The following is a 19,769-nucleotide window of genomic DNA, read 5'->3' on the forward strand; positions in this document are numbered from 1 at the left end:
CGTGACGGATAATCCGAACAAAAAAACATTCTGGGATAAAATCCATATCGATCCCACGATGTTACTGATTCTGCTGGCGCTGCTGGTTTACAGTTCATTAGTCATCTGGAGCGCCAGCGGCCAGGATATTGGCATGATGGAGCGAAAAATCGGTCAGATCGCGATGGGTCTGGTCATTATGGTGGTGATGGCGCAAATCCCGCCTCGTGTCTACGAAGGATGGGCGCCCTATCTCTATATTTTCTGCATCATCCTGCTGGTGGCGGTAGACGCCTTCGGGGCGATATCCAAAGGAGCGCAACGCTGGCTGGATCTGGGGATCGTCCGTTTTCAGCCTTCTGAAATCGCCAAGATCGCCGTCCCCCTGATGGTGGCGCGCTTTATCAACCGTGATGTCTGCCCGCCGTCGCTGAAAAACACGGCTATCGCGCTGGTATTGATTTTTATGCCGACTCTGCTGGTCGCCGCGCAGCCTGACCTGGGCACCTCGATTCTGGTCGCCCTTTCCGGCCTGTTCGTGCTGTTTTTGTCTGGTTTGAGCTGGCGTTTAATCGGCATTGCGGTGGTGCTGATTGCCGCGTTTATCCCGATCATGTGGTTCTTCCTGATGCATGATTATCAGCGCCAGCGCGTCATGATGCTTCTCGACCCGGAGACCGACCCTTTAGGCGCGGGTTATCATATCATCCAGTCTAAAATTGCGATTGGCTCCGGCGGCCTGCGCGGTAAAGGCTGGCTGCACGGCACTCAGTCGCAGCTTGAGTTTTTACCCGAACGCCACACCGACTTTATCTTCGCCGTACTGGCGGAAGAGTTAGGTCTGGTGGGAATATTAATCCTGCTGGCGCTCTACATTCTGCTGATTATGCGCGGACTGTGGATCGCTGCCCGCGCGCAAACCACCTTTGGCCGCGTGATGGCCGGTGGTTTAATGTTGATATTATTCGTTTATGTCTTCGTAAATATTGGTATGGTGAGCGGTATTCTGCCCGTTGTAGGGGTTCCACTCCCGCTGGTCAGTTACGGAGGCTCCGCACTGATAGTGCTGATGGCCGGGTTCGGGATTGTTATGTCGATCCACACCCACAGAAAAATGTTGTCGAAAAGCGTGTAAGGGGTGCGCAATGCGTAAGCAGTTGCCAGGAGTCTGCGTCGCGGCAGGAATAATGTTACTCGCGGCGTGTTCGAGTGATGATGGTCAGCAGCAGGTTGCCGTCGCGCCGCAGCCTGCGGTGTGTAACGGGCCGATTGTTGAGATCGGCGGGGCGGAGCCACGTTATGAACCTCTGAGCCCGACAGCAAATCAGGATTATCAACGAGACGGTAGAAGCTACAAAATTGTCCAGGACCCGTCTCGCTTTAGCCAGGCCGGGCTTGCCGCCATTTATGATGCGGAACCCGGCAGCAATTTGACCGCATCAGGCGAAGCGTTTGACCCGATGCAGCTCACCGCTGCGCATCCAACGCTGCCGATCCCGAGCTATGCGCGAATCACGAATCTGGCGAATGGCCGGATGATCGTGGTACGCATTAACGATCGCGGCCCTTACGGTAACGATCGGGTGATTTCACTCTCCCGCGCGGCAGCCGATCGTCTGAATACGTCAAATAACACCAAAGTCCGCGTTGATCCCATTATCGTTGCGCAGGACGGTTCACTGTCAGGGCCAGGCATGGCCTGCACGACAGTGGCGAAACAGACCTACGCCCTGCCCGCGCGCCCTGATTTAAGCGGCGGCATGGGCAGCGTCTCTTCCGCGCCGGAATCGGTACAGCCGCAAGGCGATGTCCGGGCGATAAGCAATTCGACGCTGAAAAGCGATGACCCGAGCGGCGCACCGGTCAACAGCAGCGGCTTCCTTGGCGCGCCGACCACGCTTGCCTCCGGGGTGCTCGAAGGCAGCGAACCAACGCCCGCGCCACAGCCCGCCGCAGCGACACCCGCCGCGCCGGTAACGGCTCCTGGTTCGACTCAGGGCGCAGTCGCTGCCCCGACGCCGGCTCCAGCTCCGGCCGCCGCAAGCAGCGGTTTCGTGGTTCAGGTTGGCGCGGTCAGCGATCAAACGCGCGCGCAGCAGTACCAGCAGCGTTTAAGCCAGCAGTTTGGCGTACCGGGGCGTGTGATGCAAAACGGCGCGGTCTGGCGCATTCAGCTTGGGCCATTCGCCAGCAAAACTGAAGCCAGCGCGTTGCAGCAGCGTCTGCAATCTGAAGCCCAGTTACAGTCCTTTATCGCCAGCGCGCAGTAGCCTGCAAAGGGCATCTGAATTGTCAATTTCTGTAAATGACATTAACAAAGTCACGCGGAAAGTCAGATGCCTGCCGGTTATGCTTTTGCTATAGTAGGGCACTTTTTTTAATTCCATCACGGACGTCGTAGTTCAGACCATGAAGACCACTTTTTCCGCTCGTTTCATGCAGCGCATGGCGCTCACCACGGCTCTCTGCGCCGCCTTTATCACAAGCGCGCATGCCGATGACCTGAATATCAAAACCATGATCCCAGGTGTTCCGCAGATCGATGCGGAGTCGTATATCCTGATCGACTACAACTCCGGCAAAGTGCTGGCGGAACAGAATGCGGATACACGCCGCGATCCCGCCAGCCTGACCAAAATGATGACCAGCTATGTCATCGGCCAGGCGATGAAAGCAGGGAAATTTAAAGAAACCGATCTGGTGACGATCGGCAACGACGCCTGGGCTACCGGCAACCCGGTATTTAAAGGCTCGTCCCTGATGTTCCTGAAACCGGGTATGCAAGTTCCTGTTTCCCAGTTAATCCGTGGTATTAACCTGCAATCCGGCAACGACGCCTGCGTGGCGATGGCCGACTTTGCCGCCGGCAGCCAGGATGCCTTCGTCGGGCTGATGAACAGCTATGTGAATGCCCTGGGTCTGAAAAACACCCACTTCCAGACCGTTCATGGCCTGGATGCTGATGGACAATACAGCTCTGCGCGCGACATGGCGCTGATCGGCCAGGCGTTAATCCGCGATGTGCCAAACGAATACTCCATCTACAAAGAAAAAGAGTTCACCTTCAACGGGATTCGCCAGTTAAACCGCAATGGTCTGCTGTGGGACAACAGCCTGAACGTTGACGGGATCAAAACCGGCCACACGGATAAAGCAGGCTACAACCTCGTGGCGTCGGCAACTGAAGGCCAGATGCGCCTGATCTCTGCGGTGATGGGTGGACGTACCTACAAAGGTCGTGAAACAGAAAGCAAAAAACTGCTGACCTGGGGCTTCCGCTTCTTTGAAACCGTGAACCCGCTGAAAGTCGGGAAAGAGTTTGCCTCTGAACCGGCCTGGTTTGGCGATACCGACCGCGCCTCGCTGGGTGTGGATAAAGATGTCTATCTGACCATTCCTCGCGGCCGCATGAAAGATCTGAAAGCCAGCTATGTGCTGAACACGGCTGAACTGCATGCCCCGTTGCAGAAAAACCAGGTCGTCGGCACAATCAACTTCCAGCTGGATGGCAAAACCATTGAGCAGCGCCCGCTGGTGGTACTACAGGAAATTCCTGAAGGTAACTTCTTCGGCAAAATCATTGATTACATTAAATTAATGTTCCATCACTGGTTTGGTTAAAAATTAAGCACTTGAAAGTGTGATTTCCATCCCCATATACTGAGTATCCTGATAACTCCCACACGCTGTGGGAGTTATTATTTTTTGATGTAATGCCGGAGCTGACATGAAAACCAAACTTAACGAACTGCTTGAATTCCCTACGCCATTTACTTACAAAGTAATGGGGCAGGCGTTGCCTGAGCTGGTTGATCAGGTGGTTGAAGTGGTACAGCGCCATGCGCCAGGTGATTACTCCCCGACGGTAAAACCGAGCAGCAAAGGTAACTACCACTCGGTCTCTATCACCATCAACGCAACCCATATCGAGCAGGTTGAAACACTGTACGAAGAACTGGGTAATATCGATATCGTTCGTATGGTGCTGTAATACATCCGTTCGTTACCCGGCGTTGCCCGGGTAACATCCTCCCCCGCTGTGATATACTTTTCTCCCTCTTTTGTTCATTCTCTACGGAGATGCCGTTTTGTATCAGGATAAAATTCTTGTCCGCCAGCTCGGTCTTCAGCCCTACGAACCCGTTTCCCAGGCCATGCACGAATTCACCGATACCCGCGATGAAAACACGCCCGATGAGATCTGGTTAGTTGAGCACTTTCCTGTTTTCACCCAGGGTCAGGCCGGTAAAGCGGAGCATGTATTAATGCCCGGCGATATTCCGGTGATCCAGAGCGATCGTGGCGGGCAAGTCACCTATCACGGCCCCGGCCAGCAGGTAATGTATGTTCTGCTGAATCTTAAACGCCGTAAGCTGGGCGTGCGGGAGCTGGTAACGCTGCTGGAACAAACCGTCGTCAATACGCTTGCCGAACGGGGTATTGATGCGCATCCGCGAGCCGATGCGCCCGGAGTTTATGTGGGAGAAAAAAAGATCTGCTCACTGGGTTTACGAATCCGTCGCGGCTGCTCTTTTCATGGTCTGGCATTAAACGTCAATATGGATCTCTCTCCGTTCTTACGCATCAATCCTTGCGGTTATGCCGGGATGGAAATGGCGAAAATATCGCAATGGGATAATAACGCAACGACGGATAATATTGCCCCTCGCCTGTTGGCCAATATTTTAGCCCTGCTAAACAATCCACCTCATGAATATATTCCTGCTTAATCAATAAAATATAATGACCCACGCAATTCATGGGTCATTAACTATATATTGCTTGAATGCTTTACTTCTCCGCCCGGTTTCTATATTTTCGTTATGCCTAAGCTAAAACCGTCAATGACGCAACCTCATCAGCCATCAGAATGAGGGGATTCGCCGTGGCTAAAATCCGAATGTACTGTTTGTTACCCTGTTGAAATTGTTACTGATATTGACATTCAGGCGATATTTAAGCCAAATCAAAAATGCAATAAATATAAACCCTACTATTATTTATAACGTGAATAAATTCGGAGCGAGAGCGTGAATGATAATAATCTGCCGGGACGACGTCTAATCGAGCAACGGCCAGAAGACAAACCTCAAATTTTCAGAACGCTGAGAAATATTGACCTTAATCTCTTGACTATTTTTGAAGCGGTATACGTTCATAAAGGCATCGTCAATGCTGCGAAAATTCTTAATTTAACGCCATCCGCTATTAGCCAGTCTATTCAAAAATTACGCGCTATATTTCCCGACCCGCTATTTATCCGTAAAGGCCAGGGCGTGACCCCGACGGCCTATGCCACCCATCTGCATGAGTATATTAGCCAGGGGCTGGAATCTATTCTGGGCGCGCTGGATCTGACCGGCAGTTACGACAAACAGCGCACCATCACGATAGGCACGCCTCCCTCTATCGGGGCGTTAGTCATGCCAACCATCTATCAGGCGATCAAATCCCGGTATCCGCAGCTTCTGTTACGCAACATTCCGGTAAGCGACGCCGAATGCCAGCTCAGCCAGTTTCAGACCGATTTGGTCATCGATACCCATATCTACAGTAGTCGGGCCATTCATCACCATGTGCTGTTTGCCGATACTGTTGAGCTGGTTTGTCGCCAGGATCACCCTTCACTTTCCGCCCCGCTAACCGAAGAGAAGCTGAAAGCGGTCGACCATACTCTGCTGATGCTCGAAGGGCAGAATTTCAGCCTGGTGCGTCAGCGTATCCAGGACCTCTTCCCTGAACGACAAATCAACTTTAGCAGCTACAACATCTTCACCATTGCCTCACTCATCGCCAGCAGCGACCTGCTGGGGATGATGCCTACCCGGTTCTACACCTTATTTAGCCGTTGCTGGCCGCTCAAGCGCATTCCCTATGCGCCACTGAGCGATGAGAGAATCGACTTTTCGCTGCATTACAACAAATTAAGCTTGCGTGACCCGGTGCTGGAGAATGTTATTGATGTAATACGCGATGCGTTTCGAACCGGAGATGTTGCTGCTTAGTCACAGGAGATGTTGGGCAAATGGCACAAAACAACAACTATTTTACATTTTGCCGACCACTCAGGCTGCTTTATGGCCCGTTTCAATGATATACTGCCTGTAGTTAATTCAAAAATAGTTGATAAATACAACATTCCCTTGAATTGAAACGCTTTCCTTCGTTATTCGCAACTGGAACACGCACGCTATGAGTAAACCCATTGTGATGGAACGCGGTGTTAAATACCGCGATGCCGATAAGATGGCCCTTATCCCGGTTAAAAATGTGGCAACAGAGCGCGAAGCCCTGCTGCGTAAACCGGAATGGATGAAAATAAAGCTTCCAGCGGACTCCACTCGTATCCAGGGCATCAAAGCGGCAATGCGCAAAAATGGCCTGCATTCTGTCTGCGAGGAAGCCTCTTGCCCTAACCTGGCGGAATGTTTCAATCACGGAACCGCCACCTTTATGATCCTCGGCGCGATTTGTACCCGCCGTTGCCCGTTCTGTGACGTTGCCCACGGCCGCCCTGTCGCCCCGGATACCAACGAACCGTTAAAACTGGCTCAGACGATTGCAGATATGGCGTTACGCTATGTGGTTATCACCTCCGTTGACCGCGATGATCTGCGCGATGGCGGCGCTCAGCACTTTGCTGACTGCATTACCGCGATTCGTGAAAAAAGCCCGGCAATTAAAATTGAAACGCTGGTGCCTGACTTCCGTGGCCGTATGGATCGCGCACTGGAGATCCTTAACGCTACCCCGCCAGATGTCTTCAACCATAACCTTGAAAACGTACCGCGTGTCTATCGTCAGGTACGCCCAGGCGCTGATTACAACTGGTCGCTGAAGCTGCTGGAGCGTTTCAAAGAGGCCCACCCGGAAATCCCAACCAAATCGGGTCTGATGGTCGGTCTGGGAGAAACCAACGCTGAAATCATTGAGGTTATGCGCGACTTGCGCCGTCATGGCGTCACCATGCTGACGCTGGGCCAGTATTTACAGCCAAGCCGCCATCACCTGCCGGTACAGCGTTATGTTAGCCCGGAAGAGTTCGATGAGATGAAAGCCGAAGCCATGGCGATGGGCTTTACCCATGCCGCCTGCGGGCCGTTTGTTCGTTCTTCTTACCATGCAGACATGCAGGCGAAAGGACTGGAAGTGAAGTGATCGAGTAATACTCGCTTACATTTAACGCATAAAAAACCCGCTTAAACGCGGGTTTTTTCTCTTCAGAGTCAGATGAAGGAGCATCCTGCTCGCGTCATGATCACTCTTTATGAGAGAGTTTCTCAGCCTGAATATCGCCGCCCGCTTCTTTTTTCGCGCCAGCGTCTTCATCATTCATCGCCTTTTTGAAACCTTTAATTGCCGTGCCCAGGTCTCCGCCCAGCGTACGTAACTTCCTGGTACCAAACAGCAGAACGACCAGTGCGGCAACCACCAGCAGTTTGGTAATACTAATCTCACCCATAGATACCTTCTTGACTTAAAATCAGGCGGCTTAACGCGCCATATTAACCTGAGAATATTAACGGTCATTCGACGCGCGCACACAATAGCAATCTGTAACAAGGTGAATCAAGCTTAGTTTAAAAAAACATCATAATAATTGCGGTGGCGCAAAACGACGGTTACGCAAAACGGGAAGTTGCGCCCGAACTTGCCTGACGCGCTCGGCGGAGACCTCGGCCATAATCAGCGCCGGAGTCTCTGCCGCAGCGGCTATTGTGACGCCAAACGGATCGACGATTCGGCTCTGACCGATATTTTTGTTGCCGCACTCCCCTGCGGCAACGATATAGCAGGTTGAATCCAGCGCTCTTGCCGCCAGTAAGGTCGCCCAGTGATGCTCTTTCAGCGCTCCTCTTACCCAGGCGGCAGGCAGCACCAGAATGTCAGCCCCCTGCAAAGCCAGCGCCAGAGCCAGCTCCGGGAAGCGCAGGTCATAGCAGGTCATTAACCCGACTTTGATCCCCTCAACATCCAGCAACGGGGCAATGGTGTCGCCTGCATCAACGCTGCGGGACTCCTGAATCGAAAAGGCATCGTACAAATGCAGCTTGGCGTAATGCGCAACAATCTTTCCCCCGCACAACGCAACCTGCATGTTGAATGCCCGCCCCGGCGTTGAAGGAACATGAATCGTCAGGATTGTCGTCATCGTATTGCGCGCGCTCTCACGCAGTAAGCAGCGCAAAAATCCGCCCTCCAGTAGCTGCGCGGACTTAACCGACAGATCGGGATCGCGATCGTCGCGAGCCAGCAGCGCCTCAGGCAACACCAGTAAGGAAACGCCATTTTCTGCCGCCTGAGACATTAACGAAACGCATGTTTCGGCGTTCTTTTCCCAGACCGACGCCACGGCAAATTGTCCTGCTGCAACGAGCATACTCCCCTCCGACCAGATTCGTTAAACTCGCCAAAGATGTTTATTCGGCGTTACACTCATCCCATATACAATCAAATAGCAGGAATATTCAGTGTTACAACTCCTTTTAGCAGTTTTTATTGGCGGTGGTACAGGAAGCGTAGCGAGATGGATGTTGAGTATGCGGTTTAATCCGCTTCATCAGTCCATTCCGTTCGGCACCCTGACGGCGAATTTGATCGGCGCCTTCATCATCGGTATGGGCTTCGCCTTATTTAGTCGCATGACGAATATTGATCCGATGTGGAAGGTGTTGATTACCACCGGTTTTTGCGGCGGCCTGACCACGTTTTCCACCTTCTCAGCGGAAGTTGTTTTTTTGCTCCAGGATGGGCGTTTTGGCTGGGCGATGGTGAATATACTGGTCAACCTGCTCGGGTCATTTGCCATGACCGCGCTTGCGTTTTGGCTGTTTTCAGCATCCACCGCGCATTAAGGGCATAAAAAAACCCGCCATTGGCGGGTTTTGGAATTCTTGCTGTCGTATGCTTACAGAGCGATTACGTTAGCAGCAGAAGGGCCTTTGGCACCGTTAGTGATTTCGAACTCTACGCGCTGACCTTCAGCCAGAGTTTTAAAACCATTAGTCTGGATTGCAGAGAAGTGTACGAACACGTCTTTGCTGCCATCTTCCGGAGTAATGAAACCGAATCCTTTGGATTCATTAAACCACTTAACGTTACCTTTAATCTTAGACATCAAAATTACCTTTACATGAAAAATAGACACAAATGCTGTGTCGGGTACCAGTACATCAATTGTGGTGCATTTTGTCCAGTCCAACTTTGCCAAAAAGTGATAAATATCGCGTTATTTTTTAGATTTTTTGTACTACCTATTGTTTTATAACGCTATTTTATATACCACTAACAAGGCATATCACTCATCAAAACTGGAAACGCATCCAGGCAAAGTAGACGTTACCGTTGTTATACGTACCGGGGATGTAGGTCATCTGGAACGTTGCCGGACCGTAGCCTATCGAGGCTAACGGTAACAGAACCGGCACCGGAATGTACTTCCAGTTATCACGCGCCGTTGCGCCAGCGGTAAATCCCAGCCCCATGTGGAAGTTTTCATCTGCCAGAGGTCGCCAGGTTTTTTCCCAACCGTAACCGCCGATAGGCTCCCACTTATTGAAGGAGTCTTTAAACGCCATGATGTAAAGCCCATGCCAGTTGCCTTTATCATCCCAGCGTGACTGACCAAACCCTGCCCCCCACGGGCGCTCATTGTAGCGATCCGTTTTTTCTTTATCGTAGGCAAACCGCGCATGCCAGGTAATGGCCGGCACGTACAAATCATAATGCTCGGGTTGTTGCCAGGTTTCCGACACATTATCTTTCAGCGTATCAAACCAGCCTTTATCTGCTGAAAAGGCCTGGGGCAGAAGGGCGAATTGCACAAAGAGAAATGAAAGAACAAGAAAATATTTTTTAGCGACAATCACAACTTAATTACCATCCTGGAGTTCAATACCGATCGTAGCAAAACGAACCTGAATGGAATCTTAACAAAAAACAGGTAACGAAAAATCAGAAAACTCCCCTTTGCAATAGCAAACCCACTTATTTCCCGTTTATTTCATACGGATCATCGCCGTTTACTGAAACTTTTTATCATCAGGAAAGGGAATCTGGCCTGTTATAATTCTGTACACCACCTCACAGTTAACATTGCATTTCCATAAAAATAACAAATACAAAACAAATACGTTTCTACGTAAATTTTTCGCCTGAGAGATTTCATATTCGTTGCCTGCATGAAAAAATAACAACACAGGACGTTTAATCCGTCCTTTTCTTGATTTTAATCAGCAAGGGGAAGCGGTTTATTCGGCACATTTTCACACCACTTTCTGTTCCTTTTTTATTCTTACTTTCTGGGCGTCCAGGCGACAGGGGAAACAATGCTAACGTTTATTGAACTCCTTATTGGGGTTATGGTTATTGTGGGTGTAGCGCGCTACATCATTAAAGGTTATTCGGCAACCGGCGTGCTCTTTGTGGGCGGCCTGGTGCTGCTGATTATCAGCGCGTTAATGGGGCATAAAGTCCTGCCCGCCAGTGAAACCAGTACCGGCTATACCGCGACGGACATCGTTGAATACATTAAGATTCTGTTGATGAGCCGTGGTGGCGACCTCGGTATGATGATCATGATGCTGTGCGGTTTCGCCGCCTACATGACGCATATCGGCGCAAACGACATGGTTGTAAAACTGGCCTCCAAACCGCTGCAATACATTAACTCACCTTACCTGCTGATGATCGCCGCCTATTTTGTCGCCTGCCTGATGTCGCTGGCGGTCTCTTCGGCAACCGGGCTTGGCGTATTGTTGATGGCAACGCTCTTTCCGGTGATGGTTAACGTCGGGATCAGCCGTGGCGCTGCCGCAGCCATCTGCGCTTCCCCCGCAGCGATCATCCTCTCTCCGACCTCGGGCGACGTGGTTCTGGCGGCAAAAGCGGCTGAGATGCCGTTGATTGATTTTGCCTTTAAAACGACCCTGCCGATCTCCATTGCCGCCATTATCGGTATGGCGATTGCCCACTTTTTCTGGCAGCGTTATCTGGATAAAAAAGAGAACATCTCCCATGAAATGCTGGATGTAAACGAAATTACCACCACCGCCCCGGCGTTTTACGCCATTCTGCCATTCACACCGATTATCGGCGTTCTGGTTTTTGATGGTAAATGGGGTCCGCAGTTGCACATTATTACTATTCTCGTCATCTGTATGCTGCTCGCTGCCGTGCTGGAGTTCATTCGCGGATTCAATACACAGAAAGTCTTTTCCGGTCTGGAAGTCGCGTACCGCGGGATGGCTGACGCATTTGCGGGCGTGGTGATGCTGCTGGTCGCTGCCGGGGTATTCGCTCAGGGGCTGAGCACTATCGGTTTCATCCAGAGTCTGATCTCTATCGCCACCTCGTTTGGTTCCGCCAGTATTATCCTCATGCTGGTACTGGTGATCCTGACCATGCTCGCGGCAATGACCACCGGTTCCGGTAACGCGCCTTTCTATGCCTTTGTCGAAATGATTCCCAAACTGGCGCACTCTTCCGGTATTAACCCGGCTTACCTGTCCATTCCGATGTTGCAGGCCTCAAATCTGGGGCGCACGATCTCCCCGGTCTCTGGCGTCGTCGTTGCGGTGGCAGGGATGGCGAAGATTTCGCCGTTTGAAGTGGTGAAGCGTACTTCCGTTCCGGTTATGGTCGGGCTGCTGGTTGTCATCATTGCAACTGAAGTGATGGTGCCAGGCACTTCTTCTGCTGTGGCAGGTGGTTAAGCGAATTAATTTGTAGACGATTCGCCGGATGGCAGCGGTAACGCCTTATCCGGCCTACAAATCTTACCGTAGGCCCGGTAAGCGCAGCGCCACCGGGCGATTGGTCAATCCCGAATTCAACCGTGGTAAATACGCTGCGGTCTGCCCACTTTTCCGTGAATAATCTCGGCAATAATCAAATGCTGACTGGCGCAATACTCCAGATACCGCCGGGATGTGGTACGGCTGATCGTCAACGCCTGCGCCACCGTCTCAGCCGTATGGCGCGTCGCTGGGTCGCTAAACAGCTTCAGCACGGCATTTAGTGTCAGAGCATCAATCCCGGTCGGCAAATCACCTTTTGGCTCCCCTCGCGCATAGGCATTAAACATCTCGTCAATCTGCCGCTGGCTGGCGCTATCGTTACCCGCCAGCATACGCCGGCGTTGCTGATACCGCGTAAGCGTCTGCCCCAGGCGCTCATAGGCAATCGGCTTCACCAGATAATCAAACGCCCCCCAGCGCACCGCTTCGGAGACGGTTTCCATATCACTGGCGGCCGTGGTAAACACAATTCCGCCGGGATAGCGCGCCTGCATCAGTTCATGCAGCAGCGTGATGCCCTTCCCATCCGGCAGATAGTTATCCAACAGAATAAGCCCGGGTTTAAAACGTTCGATCATCATACGGGCCTGCGCCAGATTGCCCGCCAGCCATATCTGGCTGAAACCGGGAATATGGCGGATATATTCCGCATGCATTTCCGCCAGCAGCGTTTCATCCTCAACGATCAATAGGGTTAATGGTTCCGTCATCGTTTTTTTTCACTTTCGGAAGAAATAGAGAAAACAAGGTGCCACAGGGATCATTATCTTCCAGCGTAATCACCCCGCCACAGCGCCCCACATAACTTGCAATCAGATACAGCCCGATGCCATGTTCGCCTGGTTCATCGGTTCGGGTGCTGACACCCTGTTCAAATATTTTTTCGCGCAGAGATTCAGGAACGCCGCATCCCTGATCGGCAACTTCAATCACCACATCGTCCCCTTCGTCGCTCAAATAGAGTTCAACGACGTTATTCCCTTCCCGGGTACGCAAACTGGCTTCAAACGCGTTATCGAGAAGATTGCCGACAATCGCGGCAAATTCGGTGCTATCAAGCCCTTCCGGGAGTCGGTGCAGCTGACTGCCAGGCACGATCGTCATTTTTAACCCCAACTCCCGCGCCCGCTGGACTTTGCCGAACAGCAGACCGGCGACCTGGCGATCGGCAAACGCGCTGCGTAGACTATCGATCAGTTGCTGTTGCGCCTGCGACTCGCCCTGCACCATTTCCCTGACCCGATCATACTCTTTCATCTGGAGCAGACCGTTGAGCGTCGACATCCAGTTCAGGTGTTCATGACGCAGCGTTCTCAGGCTCTCCACATACTGTTTTATTTGCGTCAGTTGGGCGTTCAGGGTGGAAATTTCATCCTTGCTGCGAAAGCTGATGATCGCCCCCAGTAATTCATCCCCGGAGCGAATGGCCTCACGATTGGCAATAACGCTCAACCCATTGAAATTCGCCATCACATCCTGGCGTTTTTCCGCAATCTGCTGTGTGAAGAAGTCCGCAGGATTAACTACCGTCTCTATCGACTTACCCAGCCATTGCCGTCCCGGCGAACGCAGCCCCAGCATTTTTCGCGCGTTGCGGTTAATGGCGGTAATGTGCCCTTCCGGGTCGACTGCAATTAATCCTTCATACACTGAACTGAATAATGCCTCCTGCTGGCGCACAACGCGCGCAATCTGCTTTGGCTCCATCCCCAGCATCTGGCGGCGAATGTGGGCGGCGAAAAACCAGGAAAGCAGCATAAGCACCACCAGCAGCAGGACGAATACGCCCGCCATCGGCAGTAAAAAATCCAGTCGCCAGCTGTCAATTTTACTGACCAGATAACCGATGGAAACCACGCCGATCACGTTGCCATTGTCGTCAAATATCGGCGTTTTAGCGCGCATCGCCATGCCAATAGACCCCTTGCCGGTGATGAAATAGCTCTCACCGTTCTCCAGCGCGCCGGGTTTCGTGAACTGCATCGGGTAACCAATTTTTTCCGGGTTAGGATGGTAGAGGCGAATCGAGTTTTTGTCGCCGATGACCACATAATCAAAATCGGTGTCGCTTTGTAGTTTGTCCGCGATGGTCGCCAGCCGCCTGTAATCCCGGTGTTTCACGGCCGTGATGATACTGTCGTTAGAGGCGATAATTTTTGCCTGGTTCATCGCCATATCCCTGACATGCGATGCCAGATAGTCTTCAAAGCTGGCGGAAAAATAGCGGGCTAACGCGGCGATGATGAAAACAGAAACGACCAGAATGAGCAGAAAAATCCGCAGCGGGAACGCGAGTTGACGAAAAAAAAGAAACCGTTTTTTATTTTTTGGGTCGGGCATTGTTATTCCTTCGCTGGCGTAAGCGTCTCATTTCCCGTATATGTAATAAAAATGTTTTAACTTTCTGCTGTGCATTTAATAGCGATCGTTACAGATTCCCCACCTTAAATCAATTAAACAAATAAAACCCACCGCGCAATTTGCTATTAAATTAATTAAAAAACTTAAAACCATTAAACACATAAAAACCATCTAAGTGTTTGTGAAATAAATCAAAATTTACCACCAAAATACCCCTTACGATATAGGCAACAGAGAGAAAAAGAAATACGTCGTAATAAAAACAACGACCGTTCCAATTGAAAACAAAACGTTATCAGGTTGCAACGACACACAACATACGCAAAAAACTGGCAACAAAATATATCATCAGGACGCTCAATACTATGTTCGGTAATAATGTATTCACGCAAGTGAAACGCTCAGAAAATAAAAAGATGGCGGTTATCACGCAATTTCTGAAAGAGAATGATTTAAGCGTAGATACCACCGTCGAAGTTTTTATTACCGTTACGCGCGATGATCGTCTTATTGCCTGCGGCGGTATTGCCGGAAATATCATTAAATGCGTTGCTATCTGCCAATCCGTGCGCGGCGAAGGGCTGGCGCTGACGCTGGCTACAGAGTTAATCAACCTCGCCTACGAAAGGCACTGTACGCACCTCTTCATCTACACCAAAACAGAATACGAAGCGCTCTTTAAACAGTGCGGCTTCTCAACGCTGGCTGATGTGCCTGGCGTGATGGTGCTCATGGAAAACAGCAATACGCGCCTGAAACGCTACGCTGAATCCTTAACGAAACTGCGTCATGACGGGAAAAAAATCGGCTGTATCGTCATGAACGCCAACCCCTTCACAAACGGGCATCGCTATCTGATCCAGCAGGCCGCCGCACAGTGCGACTGGCTGCATCTGTTCCTGGTAAAAGAGGATACGTCGCGTTTTCCGTACGAGGACAGGTTTGATCTGGTGATCAAAGGAACAACGGATATTCCACGCCTGACTGTGCATCGCGGTTCCGAGTACATCATCTCGCGTGCGACCTTTCCGTGCTACTTCATCAAAGAACAAAGCGTCATTAACCACTGTTACACCGAAATCGACCTGAAGATTTTCCGCCAGTACCTGGCGCCAGCATTGGGTGTAACACACCGTTTTGTCGGCACGGAACCGTTTTGCACCGTCACCTCCCAGTACAACCACGATATGCGCTACTGGCTGGAGACGCCAACGCTTCCCACCCCACCCATCGAGCTGGTGGAAATTGAGCGGCTGTGTTTCCAGGAGATGCCAATTTCCGCCTCCTGGGTACGCAAGCTGCTGGTTAAAAAAGATCTCACGGCTATCGCACCGCTGGTTCCCAACCCCACTCTGCACTATCTGCAAGGCATGGTTGAACGTAACCCGTCCAGCGCGGTAGTCCGCCAAAAGACCCCCGCATTAGAAACAGGTGAAAAATGAAAATAGACCAGGCTGCCGTCGCTGGCACACTTGAGTCCGGTGATGTGATGATTCGCATTGCTCCACTCGACACGCAAGATATTGACCTGCAAATCAACAGCAGCGTTGAAAAACAGTTTGGCGACGCCATTCGCGCCACCATTCTGGATGTGCTTGCCCGTTATAACGTCCGCGGCGTGCAACTAAATGTTGATGACAAAGGCGCGCTGGACTGCATTTTGCGTGCGCGGCTGGAAGCATTACTGGCTCGCGCCAGCGGCATCCCCGCTCTGCCGTGGGAGGATCACCAATGATTTCCGCTTCTCTGCAACAACGTAAATCCCGCACCCGCCGCAGCATGCTGTTCGTCCCCGGCGCAAATGCCGCGATGGTCAGCAACTCGTTTATCTACCCGGCCGATGCGCTGATGTTCGACCTGGAAGACTCCGTCGCACTGCGTGAGAAAGATACCGCTCGCCGTCTGGTGTATCACGCCCTGCAACACCCGCTGTACCGTGATGTGGAAACCATTGTCCGCGTTAATGCGCTGGATTCCGAATGGGGCATTAACGACCTTGAAGCGGTGGTTCGCGGCGGCGCTGACGTTGTCCGTTTGCCGAAAACCGACACCGCTCAGGATGTTACCGACATCGAGAAAGAGATCCTGCGCATTGAGCAAACCTGCGGCCGTGAACCCGGCAGCACCGGACTGCTGGCCGCAATCGAGTCGCCGCTGGGCATTACCCGCGCCGTTGAAATCGCCCACGCCTCCGAACGTCTCATCGGGATCGCGCTGGGGGCGGAAGACTATGTGCGCAATCTGCGTACCGAACGTTCCCCGGAAGGCACCGAGCTGCTGTTTGCCCGCTGCTCCATTTTACAGGCAGCACGCTCCGCAGGCATTCAGGCGTTCGATACCGTCTATTCCGATGCCAATAACGAAGCGGGCTTCCTGCACGAAGCGTCACACATCAAACAGCTGGGTTTTGACGGCAAGTCCCTCATCAACCCACGCCAGATTGAACTGCTGCACAACCTGTATGCCCCGACGCTTAAAGAAGTCGCCCATGCGCGTCTGGTCGTGGAAGCCGCAGAAGCCGCCGCCCGTGAAGGCCGCGGCGTCGTCTCCCTGAACGGCAAAATGGTAGACAGCCCGGTGATTGAACGCGCCCGTCTGGTGCTCTCCCGTGCAGAACTTTCCGGCATTCGCGAAGAATAAGGCAAAAAAATGACGCAGAAAATCGAACAACTTCAACGACAAGAACGGGTAGCGGCCTGGAGTCGCCATGCCGAAAGCGAATTTTCCGCTTTTCAGAGCACTTCAAAACTGAATTTACAGGCGCAAAAACCGCGCGATAAAAAACTGTGCGCCACGCTTGAAGAAGCCATCCGCCGTTCTGGTTTACAGGATGGAATGACCATCTCTTTCCACCACGCTTTCCGTGGCGGCGACCTGACGATCAACCTGGTGATGGACGCCATCGCCAGCATGGGCTTTAAAAACCTGACGCTGGCCTCCAGTTCGCTGAGCGATTGCCACGCGCCACTGGTCGGGCATATTCGCCAGGGCGTCGTGAGCCGAATTTACACGTCTGGTCTGCGTGGCCCCCTGGCGGAAGAGATCTCCCGCGGATTGCTGGATGAGCCCGTACAAATCCACTCCCACGGCGGTCGCGTCCATCTGGTGCAAAGCGGTGAGCTCAATATCGATGTGGCCTTCCTCGGCGTGCCGTCCTGCGATCCGTTTGGCAACGCCAACGGCTACACCGGTAAAGCCTGCTGCGGTTCGCTGGGCTATGCGAAAGTGGATGCCGAAAACGCTCGCCAGGTTGTTCTGCTGACGGAAGCGCTGCTGCCGTATCCGCATAATCCAGCCAGTATCGCCCAGGACCAGGTGGACCTCATCGTGCAGATCGAACGGGTAGGCGACGCCGACAAAATTGGCGCAGATGCGACCCGTATGACCACCAACCCGCGTGAACTGTTGATTGCCCGCAGCGCGGCAGACGTGATTGCCAACTCAGGCTATTTCCAGGAAGGCTTCTCTCTGCAAACCGGAACCGGCGGCGCCTCTCTGGCAGTAACCCGTTTTCTGGAAGACAAAATGCGCAGCCGCGATATTCACGCGGATTTCGCGCTGGGCGGCATTACCGCCACGATTGTCGACCTGCATGAAAAAGGGCTGATCCGCAAATTGCTGGACGTACAGAGCTTCGACCGTAACGCCGCAGAATCGCTGGCCCGCAACCCGAATCACATCGAAATCAGCGCCAACCAGTATGCCAACTGGGGCTCAAAAGGCGCATCGGTCGATCGTCTGGATGTCGTGGTGCTGAGCGCCCTGGAGGTGGATACCCAGTTCAACGTGAACGTGCTGACCGGTTCCGATGGCGTACTGCGCGGCGCTTCAGGCGGTCACTGCGATACCGCCGTTGCCGCCGCGCTGTCAATCATCGTCGCACCACTGGTTCGCGGCCGCATCCCGACGCTGGTCGATAACGTGCTCACCTGCGTAACGCCTGGCTCCAGCGTCGACATTCTGGTGACCGACCACGGCATCGCCGTCAACCCGGCGCGCCCGGAGCTGGCGGAACGCCTGAAAGAAGCGGGAATGAAAGTGGTCTCCATTGAATGGCTGCGTGAACGTGCGCAGCTGCTCACCGGTCAACCTCGCGCCATTGAATATACCGATCGCGTCATCGCCGTAGTGCGTTACCGCGACGGTTCGGTCATTGACGTTGTTCATCAGGTGAAGGAATAAGCCATGCACCTGCTCCCTGAACAGGCCACTCGCCATGCGGTTTCCATTCCCGAGCTGCTCGTCAGCCGTGATGAGAGACAAGCGCGGCAACACGCCTGGCTGACGCGCCATCTCACTCCACTGGTCTCCTTTACCGTGGTGGCGCCCGGCCCGATTAAAGACAGCGAGCTTACTCGCCGAATCTTCAATCACGGCGTAACCGCCCTGCTCGCCGTGGCGAAAAAAGCAGGCTGGTCTGTCAGGGAGCAGGCTGCACTGGCCTCAGCCAGTGGGCCGGAAGGGTTCCTCGCCATTGAGGCGCCGGCCCGCGATCTCAAGCTCGCCACGATCGAGCTTGAGCATCAGCATCCGCTGGGACGTTTATGGGATATCGATGTGCTGACGCCGGAAGGCGACATTCTGTCCCGCCGTCATTTTTCGCTTCCTGCCCGCCGCTGCCTGTTGTGCGAGCAAAGCGCCGCTGAATGCGCCCGAGGGAAAACCCACGCGCTTTCTGACTTACTTATTCGCATGGAGGCGCTGCTGCATGATGCCGATTCCAGCCACATCAACTGACTCCGCCGCCATTCCTCAGACGCTGCTTGACGCGTACGCCCTGCTGGCGTGGCGCGCCATGCTGACTGAGGTCAATTTATCTCCCAAGCCGGGTCTGGTCGATCGCATTAACTGCGGCGCGCACAAAGACATGGCGCTGGAAGATTTCCATCGCAGCGCGCTGGCCATTCAGGGCTGGCTGCCGCGTTTTATCGAATATGGCGCGAGCTGCGCGCAGCTACCGTCAGACGATGTACTGAAAGGGCTACGTCCATTAGGTATGGCCTGCGAAGCCGACATGTTTCGCGCCACTGCCGGCGTTAACACGCATAAAGGCAGCATATTTTCCCTGGGACTGCTGTGCGCCGCCATCGGACGCCTGCACCAGCAGCATTCCCCGATCACTCCTGTAAACATCTGCTCGACCGCCGCAACATTTTGCCGGGGTCTGACCGAGCGTGAACTGCGACAGAACAATCAACAACTCACCGCAGGTCAACGCTTGTACCAACAGCTGGAGTTAACTGGCGCGCGCGGCGAAGCCGAAGCGGGTTACCCGTTAGTGATCCGCCATGCTTTACCACACTACCGCGCATTGCTGGCGCAGGGGCGCGACCCCGAGCTGGCGCTGCTCGACACCCTGCTGCTGCTGATCTCAATGAACGGCGACACCAACGTCGCATCACGCGGCGGCGCGGAAGGTCTGCGCTGGATACAACAGCAGGCGACAACATTATTACGGCAAGGAGGCATTCGTTCTCCTGCCGATCTTGAACATCTCCACCGGTTCGATCAGCAGTGCATTGCACGCAACCTCAGCCCTGGCGGCAGCGCCGACTTACTGATCGTCACCTGGTTTTTAGCACAAATTTCGCAAGTTAATCATTTACATAATTATTGAAAGATCCTTTTCGG

General features: G+C 53.0%; 21 protein-coding genes. 15 read left to right on the plus strand and 6 right to left on the minus strand.

The genetic code is table 11. The annotated features are described in order from the left end of the window. Nucleotide 1: 1 nt before the first annotated feature. The 7 genes from mrdB (at nucleotide 2) to lipA (ending at nucleotide 7,137) form a co-directional block, all read left to right on the plus strand. Nucleotides 2-1,114 (plus strand): peptidoglycan glycosyltransferase MrdB, encoded by a 1,113-nt coding sequence (gene mrdB / locus OGV79_RS09135; protein WP_012133352.1) that lies wholly within the window; start codon nucleotides 2-4, stop codon nucleotides 1,112-1,114. 10 nt (nucleotides 1,115-1,124) lie between these two features. Next, a complete protein-coding gene (gene rlpA, locus OGV79_RS09140; protein WP_012133353.1) occupies nucleotides 1,125-2,249 on the plus strand; it encodes an endolytic peptidoglycan transglycosylase RlpA in 1,125 nt (374 codons plus the stop codon). 139 nt (nucleotides 2,250-2,388) lie between these two features. After that, complete coding sequence (dacA, locus tag OGV79_RS09145; RefSeq protein WP_012133355.1) at nucleotides 2,389-3,600, plus strand: D-alanyl-D-alanine carboxypeptidase DacA; 1,212 nt, start codon at nucleotides 2,389-2,391, stop codon at nucleotides 3,598-3,600. 106 nt (nucleotides 3,601-3,706) lie between these two features. Then, nucleotides 3,707-3,970, plus strand: a complete 264-nt coding sequence (ybeD, locus tag OGV79_RS09150; RefSeq protein WP_000850547.1) for a DUF493 family protein YbeD — start codon at nucleotides 3,707-3,709, stop codon at nucleotides 3,968-3,970. Nucleotides 3,971-4,067: 97 nt separating this feature from the next. Then, entirely contained in the window at nucleotides 4,068-4,709 is a 642-nt protein-coding gene (lipB, locus tag OGV79_RS09155) for a lipoyl(octanoyl) transferase LipB (RefSeq protein WP_024130548.1), read from the plus strand. Between the two features lie 300 nt (nucleotides 4,710-5,009). After that, nucleotides 5,010-5,984, plus strand: coding sequence for a YbeF family transcriptional regulator (locus OGV79_RS09160; RefSeq protein ID WP_047458193.1), 975 nt, complete (start codon nucleotides 5,010-5,012; stop codon nucleotides 5,982-5,984). Nucleotides 5,985-6,171: 187 nt separating this feature from the next. Continuing rightward, nucleotides 6,172-7,137: a lipoyl synthase gene (gene lipA, locus OGV79_RS09165; protein WP_012133358.1), complete on the plus strand. Its 966-nt coding sequence runs from the start codon at nucleotides 6,172-6,174 to the stop codon at nucleotides 7,135-7,137. Between the two features lie 100 nt (nucleotides 7,138-7,237). Here the strand turns inward: lipA and tatE are convergent, their stop codons facing one another. Then, the gene (gene tatE, locus OGV79_RS09170) at nucleotides 7,238-7,441 is read right to left on the minus strand and encodes a twin-arginine translocase subunit TatE (RefSeq protein ID WP_012133359.1); all 204 of its coding nucleotides are present in this window, start codon (nucleotides 7,439-7,441) and stop codon (nucleotides 7,238-7,240) included. A gap of 129 nt (nucleotides 7,442-7,570) precedes the next feature. Next, on the minus strand, nucleotides 7,571-8,359 hold the full coding sequence (locus tag OGV79_RS09175; RefSeq protein WP_047458198.1) for a deaminated glutathione amidase: 789 nt from the start codon (nucleotides 8,357-8,359) through the stop codon (nucleotides 7,571-7,573). A gap of 91 nt (nucleotides 8,360-8,450) precedes the next feature. On the opposite strand from OGV79_RS09175, the gene crcB reads away from it, so the two are divergent. Next, the gene (gene crcB, locus OGV79_RS09180) at nucleotides 8,451-8,834 is read left to right on the plus strand and encodes a fluoride efflux transporter CrcB (RefSeq protein ID WP_024130549.1); all 384 of its coding nucleotides are present in this window, start codon (nucleotides 8,451-8,453) and stop codon (nucleotides 8,832-8,834) included. A 53-nt stretch (nucleotides 8,835-8,887) separates the two neighbouring features. Here crcB and cspE read toward each other — a convergent pair whose 3' ends face one another. Both cspE and pagP read right to left on the minus strand, forming a co-directional pair. Further along, entirely contained in the window at nucleotides 8,888-9,097 is a 210-nt protein-coding gene (cspE, locus tag OGV79_RS09185) for a transcription antiterminator/RNA stability regulator CspE (protein ID WP_000034825.1), read from the minus strand. 187 nt (nucleotides 9,098-9,284) lie between these two features. After that, nucleotides 9,285-9,848, minus strand: coding sequence for a lipid IV(A) palmitoyltransferase PagP (pagP, locus tag OGV79_RS09190; protein WP_012133363.1), 564 nt, complete (start codon nucleotides 9,846-9,848; stop codon nucleotides 9,285-9,287). Between the two features lie 459 nt (nucleotides 9,849-10,307). Between pagP and dcuC the strand changes: the two genes are divergently transcribed. Beyond that, on the plus strand, nucleotides 10,308-11,693 hold the full coding sequence (gene dcuC, locus OGV79_RS09195; protein WP_012133365.1) for an anaerobic C4-dicarboxylate transporter DcuC: 1,386 nt from the start codon (nucleotides 10,308-10,310) through the stop codon (nucleotides 11,691-11,693). A 116-nt stretch (nucleotides 11,694-11,809) separates the two neighbouring features. Here dcuC and dpiA read toward each other — a convergent pair whose 3' ends face one another. Together dpiA and dpiB are read right to left on the minus strand one after the other, a co-directional pair. Then, the gene (dpiA, locus tag OGV79_RS09200) at nucleotides 11,810-12,487 is read right to left on the minus strand and encodes a two-component response regulator DpiA (RefSeq protein WP_012133367.1); all 678 of its coding nucleotides are present in this window, start codon (nucleotides 12,485-12,487) and stop codon (nucleotides 11,810-11,812) included. Next, nucleotides 12,456-14,117, minus strand: coding sequence for a sensor histidine kinase DpiB (gene dpiB / locus OGV79_RS09205; protein ID WP_012133368.1), 1,662 nt, complete (start codon nucleotides 14,115-14,117; stop codon nucleotides 12,456-12,458). Before dpiB ends, dpiA begins: the two co-directional genes overlap by 32 nt. A gap of 386 nt (nucleotides 14,118-14,503) precedes the next feature. Here dpiB and citC point away from each other — a divergent pair, with 386 nt between their 5' ends. From citC to citG, 6 genes are read left to right on the plus strand one after another with little or no spacing between them, the layout of a single operon-like run. Beyond that, on the plus strand, nucleotides 14,504-15,580 hold the full coding sequence (gene citC, locus OGV79_RS09210; protein WP_134769635.1) for a [citrate (pro-3S)-lyase] ligase: 1,077 nt from the start codon (nucleotides 14,504-14,506) through the stop codon (nucleotides 15,578-15,580). After that, a complete protein-coding gene (gene citD / locus OGV79_RS09215; RefSeq protein WP_275147982.1) occupies nucleotides 15,577-15,873 on the plus strand; it encodes a citrate lyase acyl carrier protein in 297 nt (98 codons plus the stop codon). Before citC ends, citD begins: the two co-directional genes overlap by 4 nt. Then, nucleotides 15,870-16,778: an aldolase/citrate lyase family protein gene (locus OGV79_RS09220; protein WP_024130551.1), complete on the plus strand. Its 909-nt coding sequence runs from the start codon at nucleotides 15,870-15,872 to the stop codon at nucleotides 16,776-16,778. The genes citD and OGV79_RS09220 overlap by 4 nt, the downstream gene beginning before the upstream one ends. Nucleotides 16,779-16,787: 9 nt before the next feature. Further along, entirely contained in the window at nucleotides 16,788-18,320 is a 1,533-nt protein-coding gene (gene citF, locus OGV79_RS09225) for a citrate lyase subunit alpha (protein ID WP_275147981.1), read from the plus strand. A gap of 3 nt (nucleotides 18,321-18,323) precedes the next feature. Next, complete coding sequence (citX, locus tag OGV79_RS09230; RefSeq protein ID WP_012133373.1) at nucleotides 18,324-18,875, plus strand: citrate lyase holo-[acyl-carrier protein] synthase; 552 nt, start codon at nucleotides 18,324-18,326, stop codon at nucleotides 18,873-18,875. Beyond that, the gene (gene citG / locus OGV79_RS09235) at nucleotides 18,847-19,755 is read left to right on the plus strand and encodes a triphosphoribosyl-dephospho-CoA synthase CitG (RefSeq protein WP_071259771.1); all 909 of its coding nucleotides are present in this window, start codon (nucleotides 18,847-18,849) and stop codon (nucleotides 19,753-19,755) included. Before citX ends, citG begins: the two co-directional genes overlap by 29 nt. The last annotated feature ends 14 nt before the right edge of the window (nucleotides 19,756-19,769 follow it).

Source organism: Citrobacter sp. CK185, from assembly GCF_030333565.1.
In the GTDB taxonomy this organism is placed as follows: Bacteria; Pseudomonadota; Gammaproteobacteria; order Enterobacterales; family Enterobacteriaceae; genus Citrobacter_B; species Citrobacter_B koseri.

Excerpts from the sequence above, each read along its gene's own strand:
- rlpA (WP_012133353.1), top strand. The coding sequence starts at position 1,125 with ATGCGTAAGCAGTTGCCAGGAGTCTGCGTCGCGGCAGGAATAATGTTA.
- citX (WP_012133373.1), top strand. The coding sequence starts at position 18,324 with ATGCACCTGCTCCCTGAACAGGCCACTCGCCATGCGGTTTCCATTCCC.
- cspE (WP_000034825.1), bottom strand. The coding sequence starts at position 9,097 with ATGTCTAAGATTAAAGGTAACGTTAAGTGGTTTAATGAATCCAAAGGA.
- tatE (WP_012133359.1), bottom strand. The coding sequence starts at position 7,441 with ATGGGTGAGATTAGTATTACCAAACTGCTGGTGGTTGCCGCACTGGTC.
- OGV79_RS09175 (WP_047458198.1), bottom strand. The coding sequence starts at position 8,359 with ATGCTCGTTGCAGCAGGACAATTTGCCGTGGCGTCGGTCTGGGAAAAG.
- OGV79_RS09220 (WP_024130551.1), top strand. The coding sequence starts at position 15,870 with ATGATTTCCGCTTCTCTGCAACAACGTAAATCCCGCACCCGCCGCAGC.
- citG (WP_071259771.1), top strand. The coding sequence starts at position 18,847 with ATGATGCCGATTCCAGCCACATCAACTGACTCCGCCGCCATTCCTCAG.
- dacA (WP_012133355.1), top strand. The coding sequence starts at position 2,389 with ATGAAGACCACTTTTTCCGCTCGTTTCATGCAGCGCATGGCGCTCACC.
- dcuC (WP_012133365.1), top strand. The coding sequence starts at position 10,308 with ATGCTAACGTTTATTGAACTCCTTATTGGGGTTATGGTTATTGTGGGT.
- dpiA (WP_012133367.1), bottom strand. The coding sequence starts at position 12,487 with ATGACGGAACCATTAACCCTATTGATCGTTGAGGATGAAACGCTGCTG.
- dpiB (WP_012133368.1), bottom strand. The coding sequence starts at position 14,117 with ATGCCCGACCCAAAAAATAAAAAACGGTTTCTTTTTTTTCGTCAACTC.
- ybeD (WP_000850547.1), top strand. The coding sequence starts at position 3,707 with ATGAAAACCAAACTTAACGAACTGCTTGAATTCCCTACGCCATTTACT.
- citF (WP_275147981.1), top strand. The coding sequence starts at position 16,788 with ATGACGCAGAAAATCGAACAACTTCAACGACAAGAACGGGTAGCGGCC.
- citD (WP_275147982.1), top strand. The coding sequence starts at position 15,577 with ATGAAAATAGACCAGGCTGCCGTCGCTGGCACACTTGAGTCCGGTGAT.
- citC (WP_134769635.1), top strand. The coding sequence starts at position 14,504 with ATGTTCGGTAATAATGTATTCACGCAAGTGAAACGCTCAGAAAATAAA.
- lipA (WP_012133358.1), top strand. The coding sequence starts at position 6,172 with ATGAGTAAACCCATTGTGATGGAACGCGGTGTTAAATACCGCGATGCC.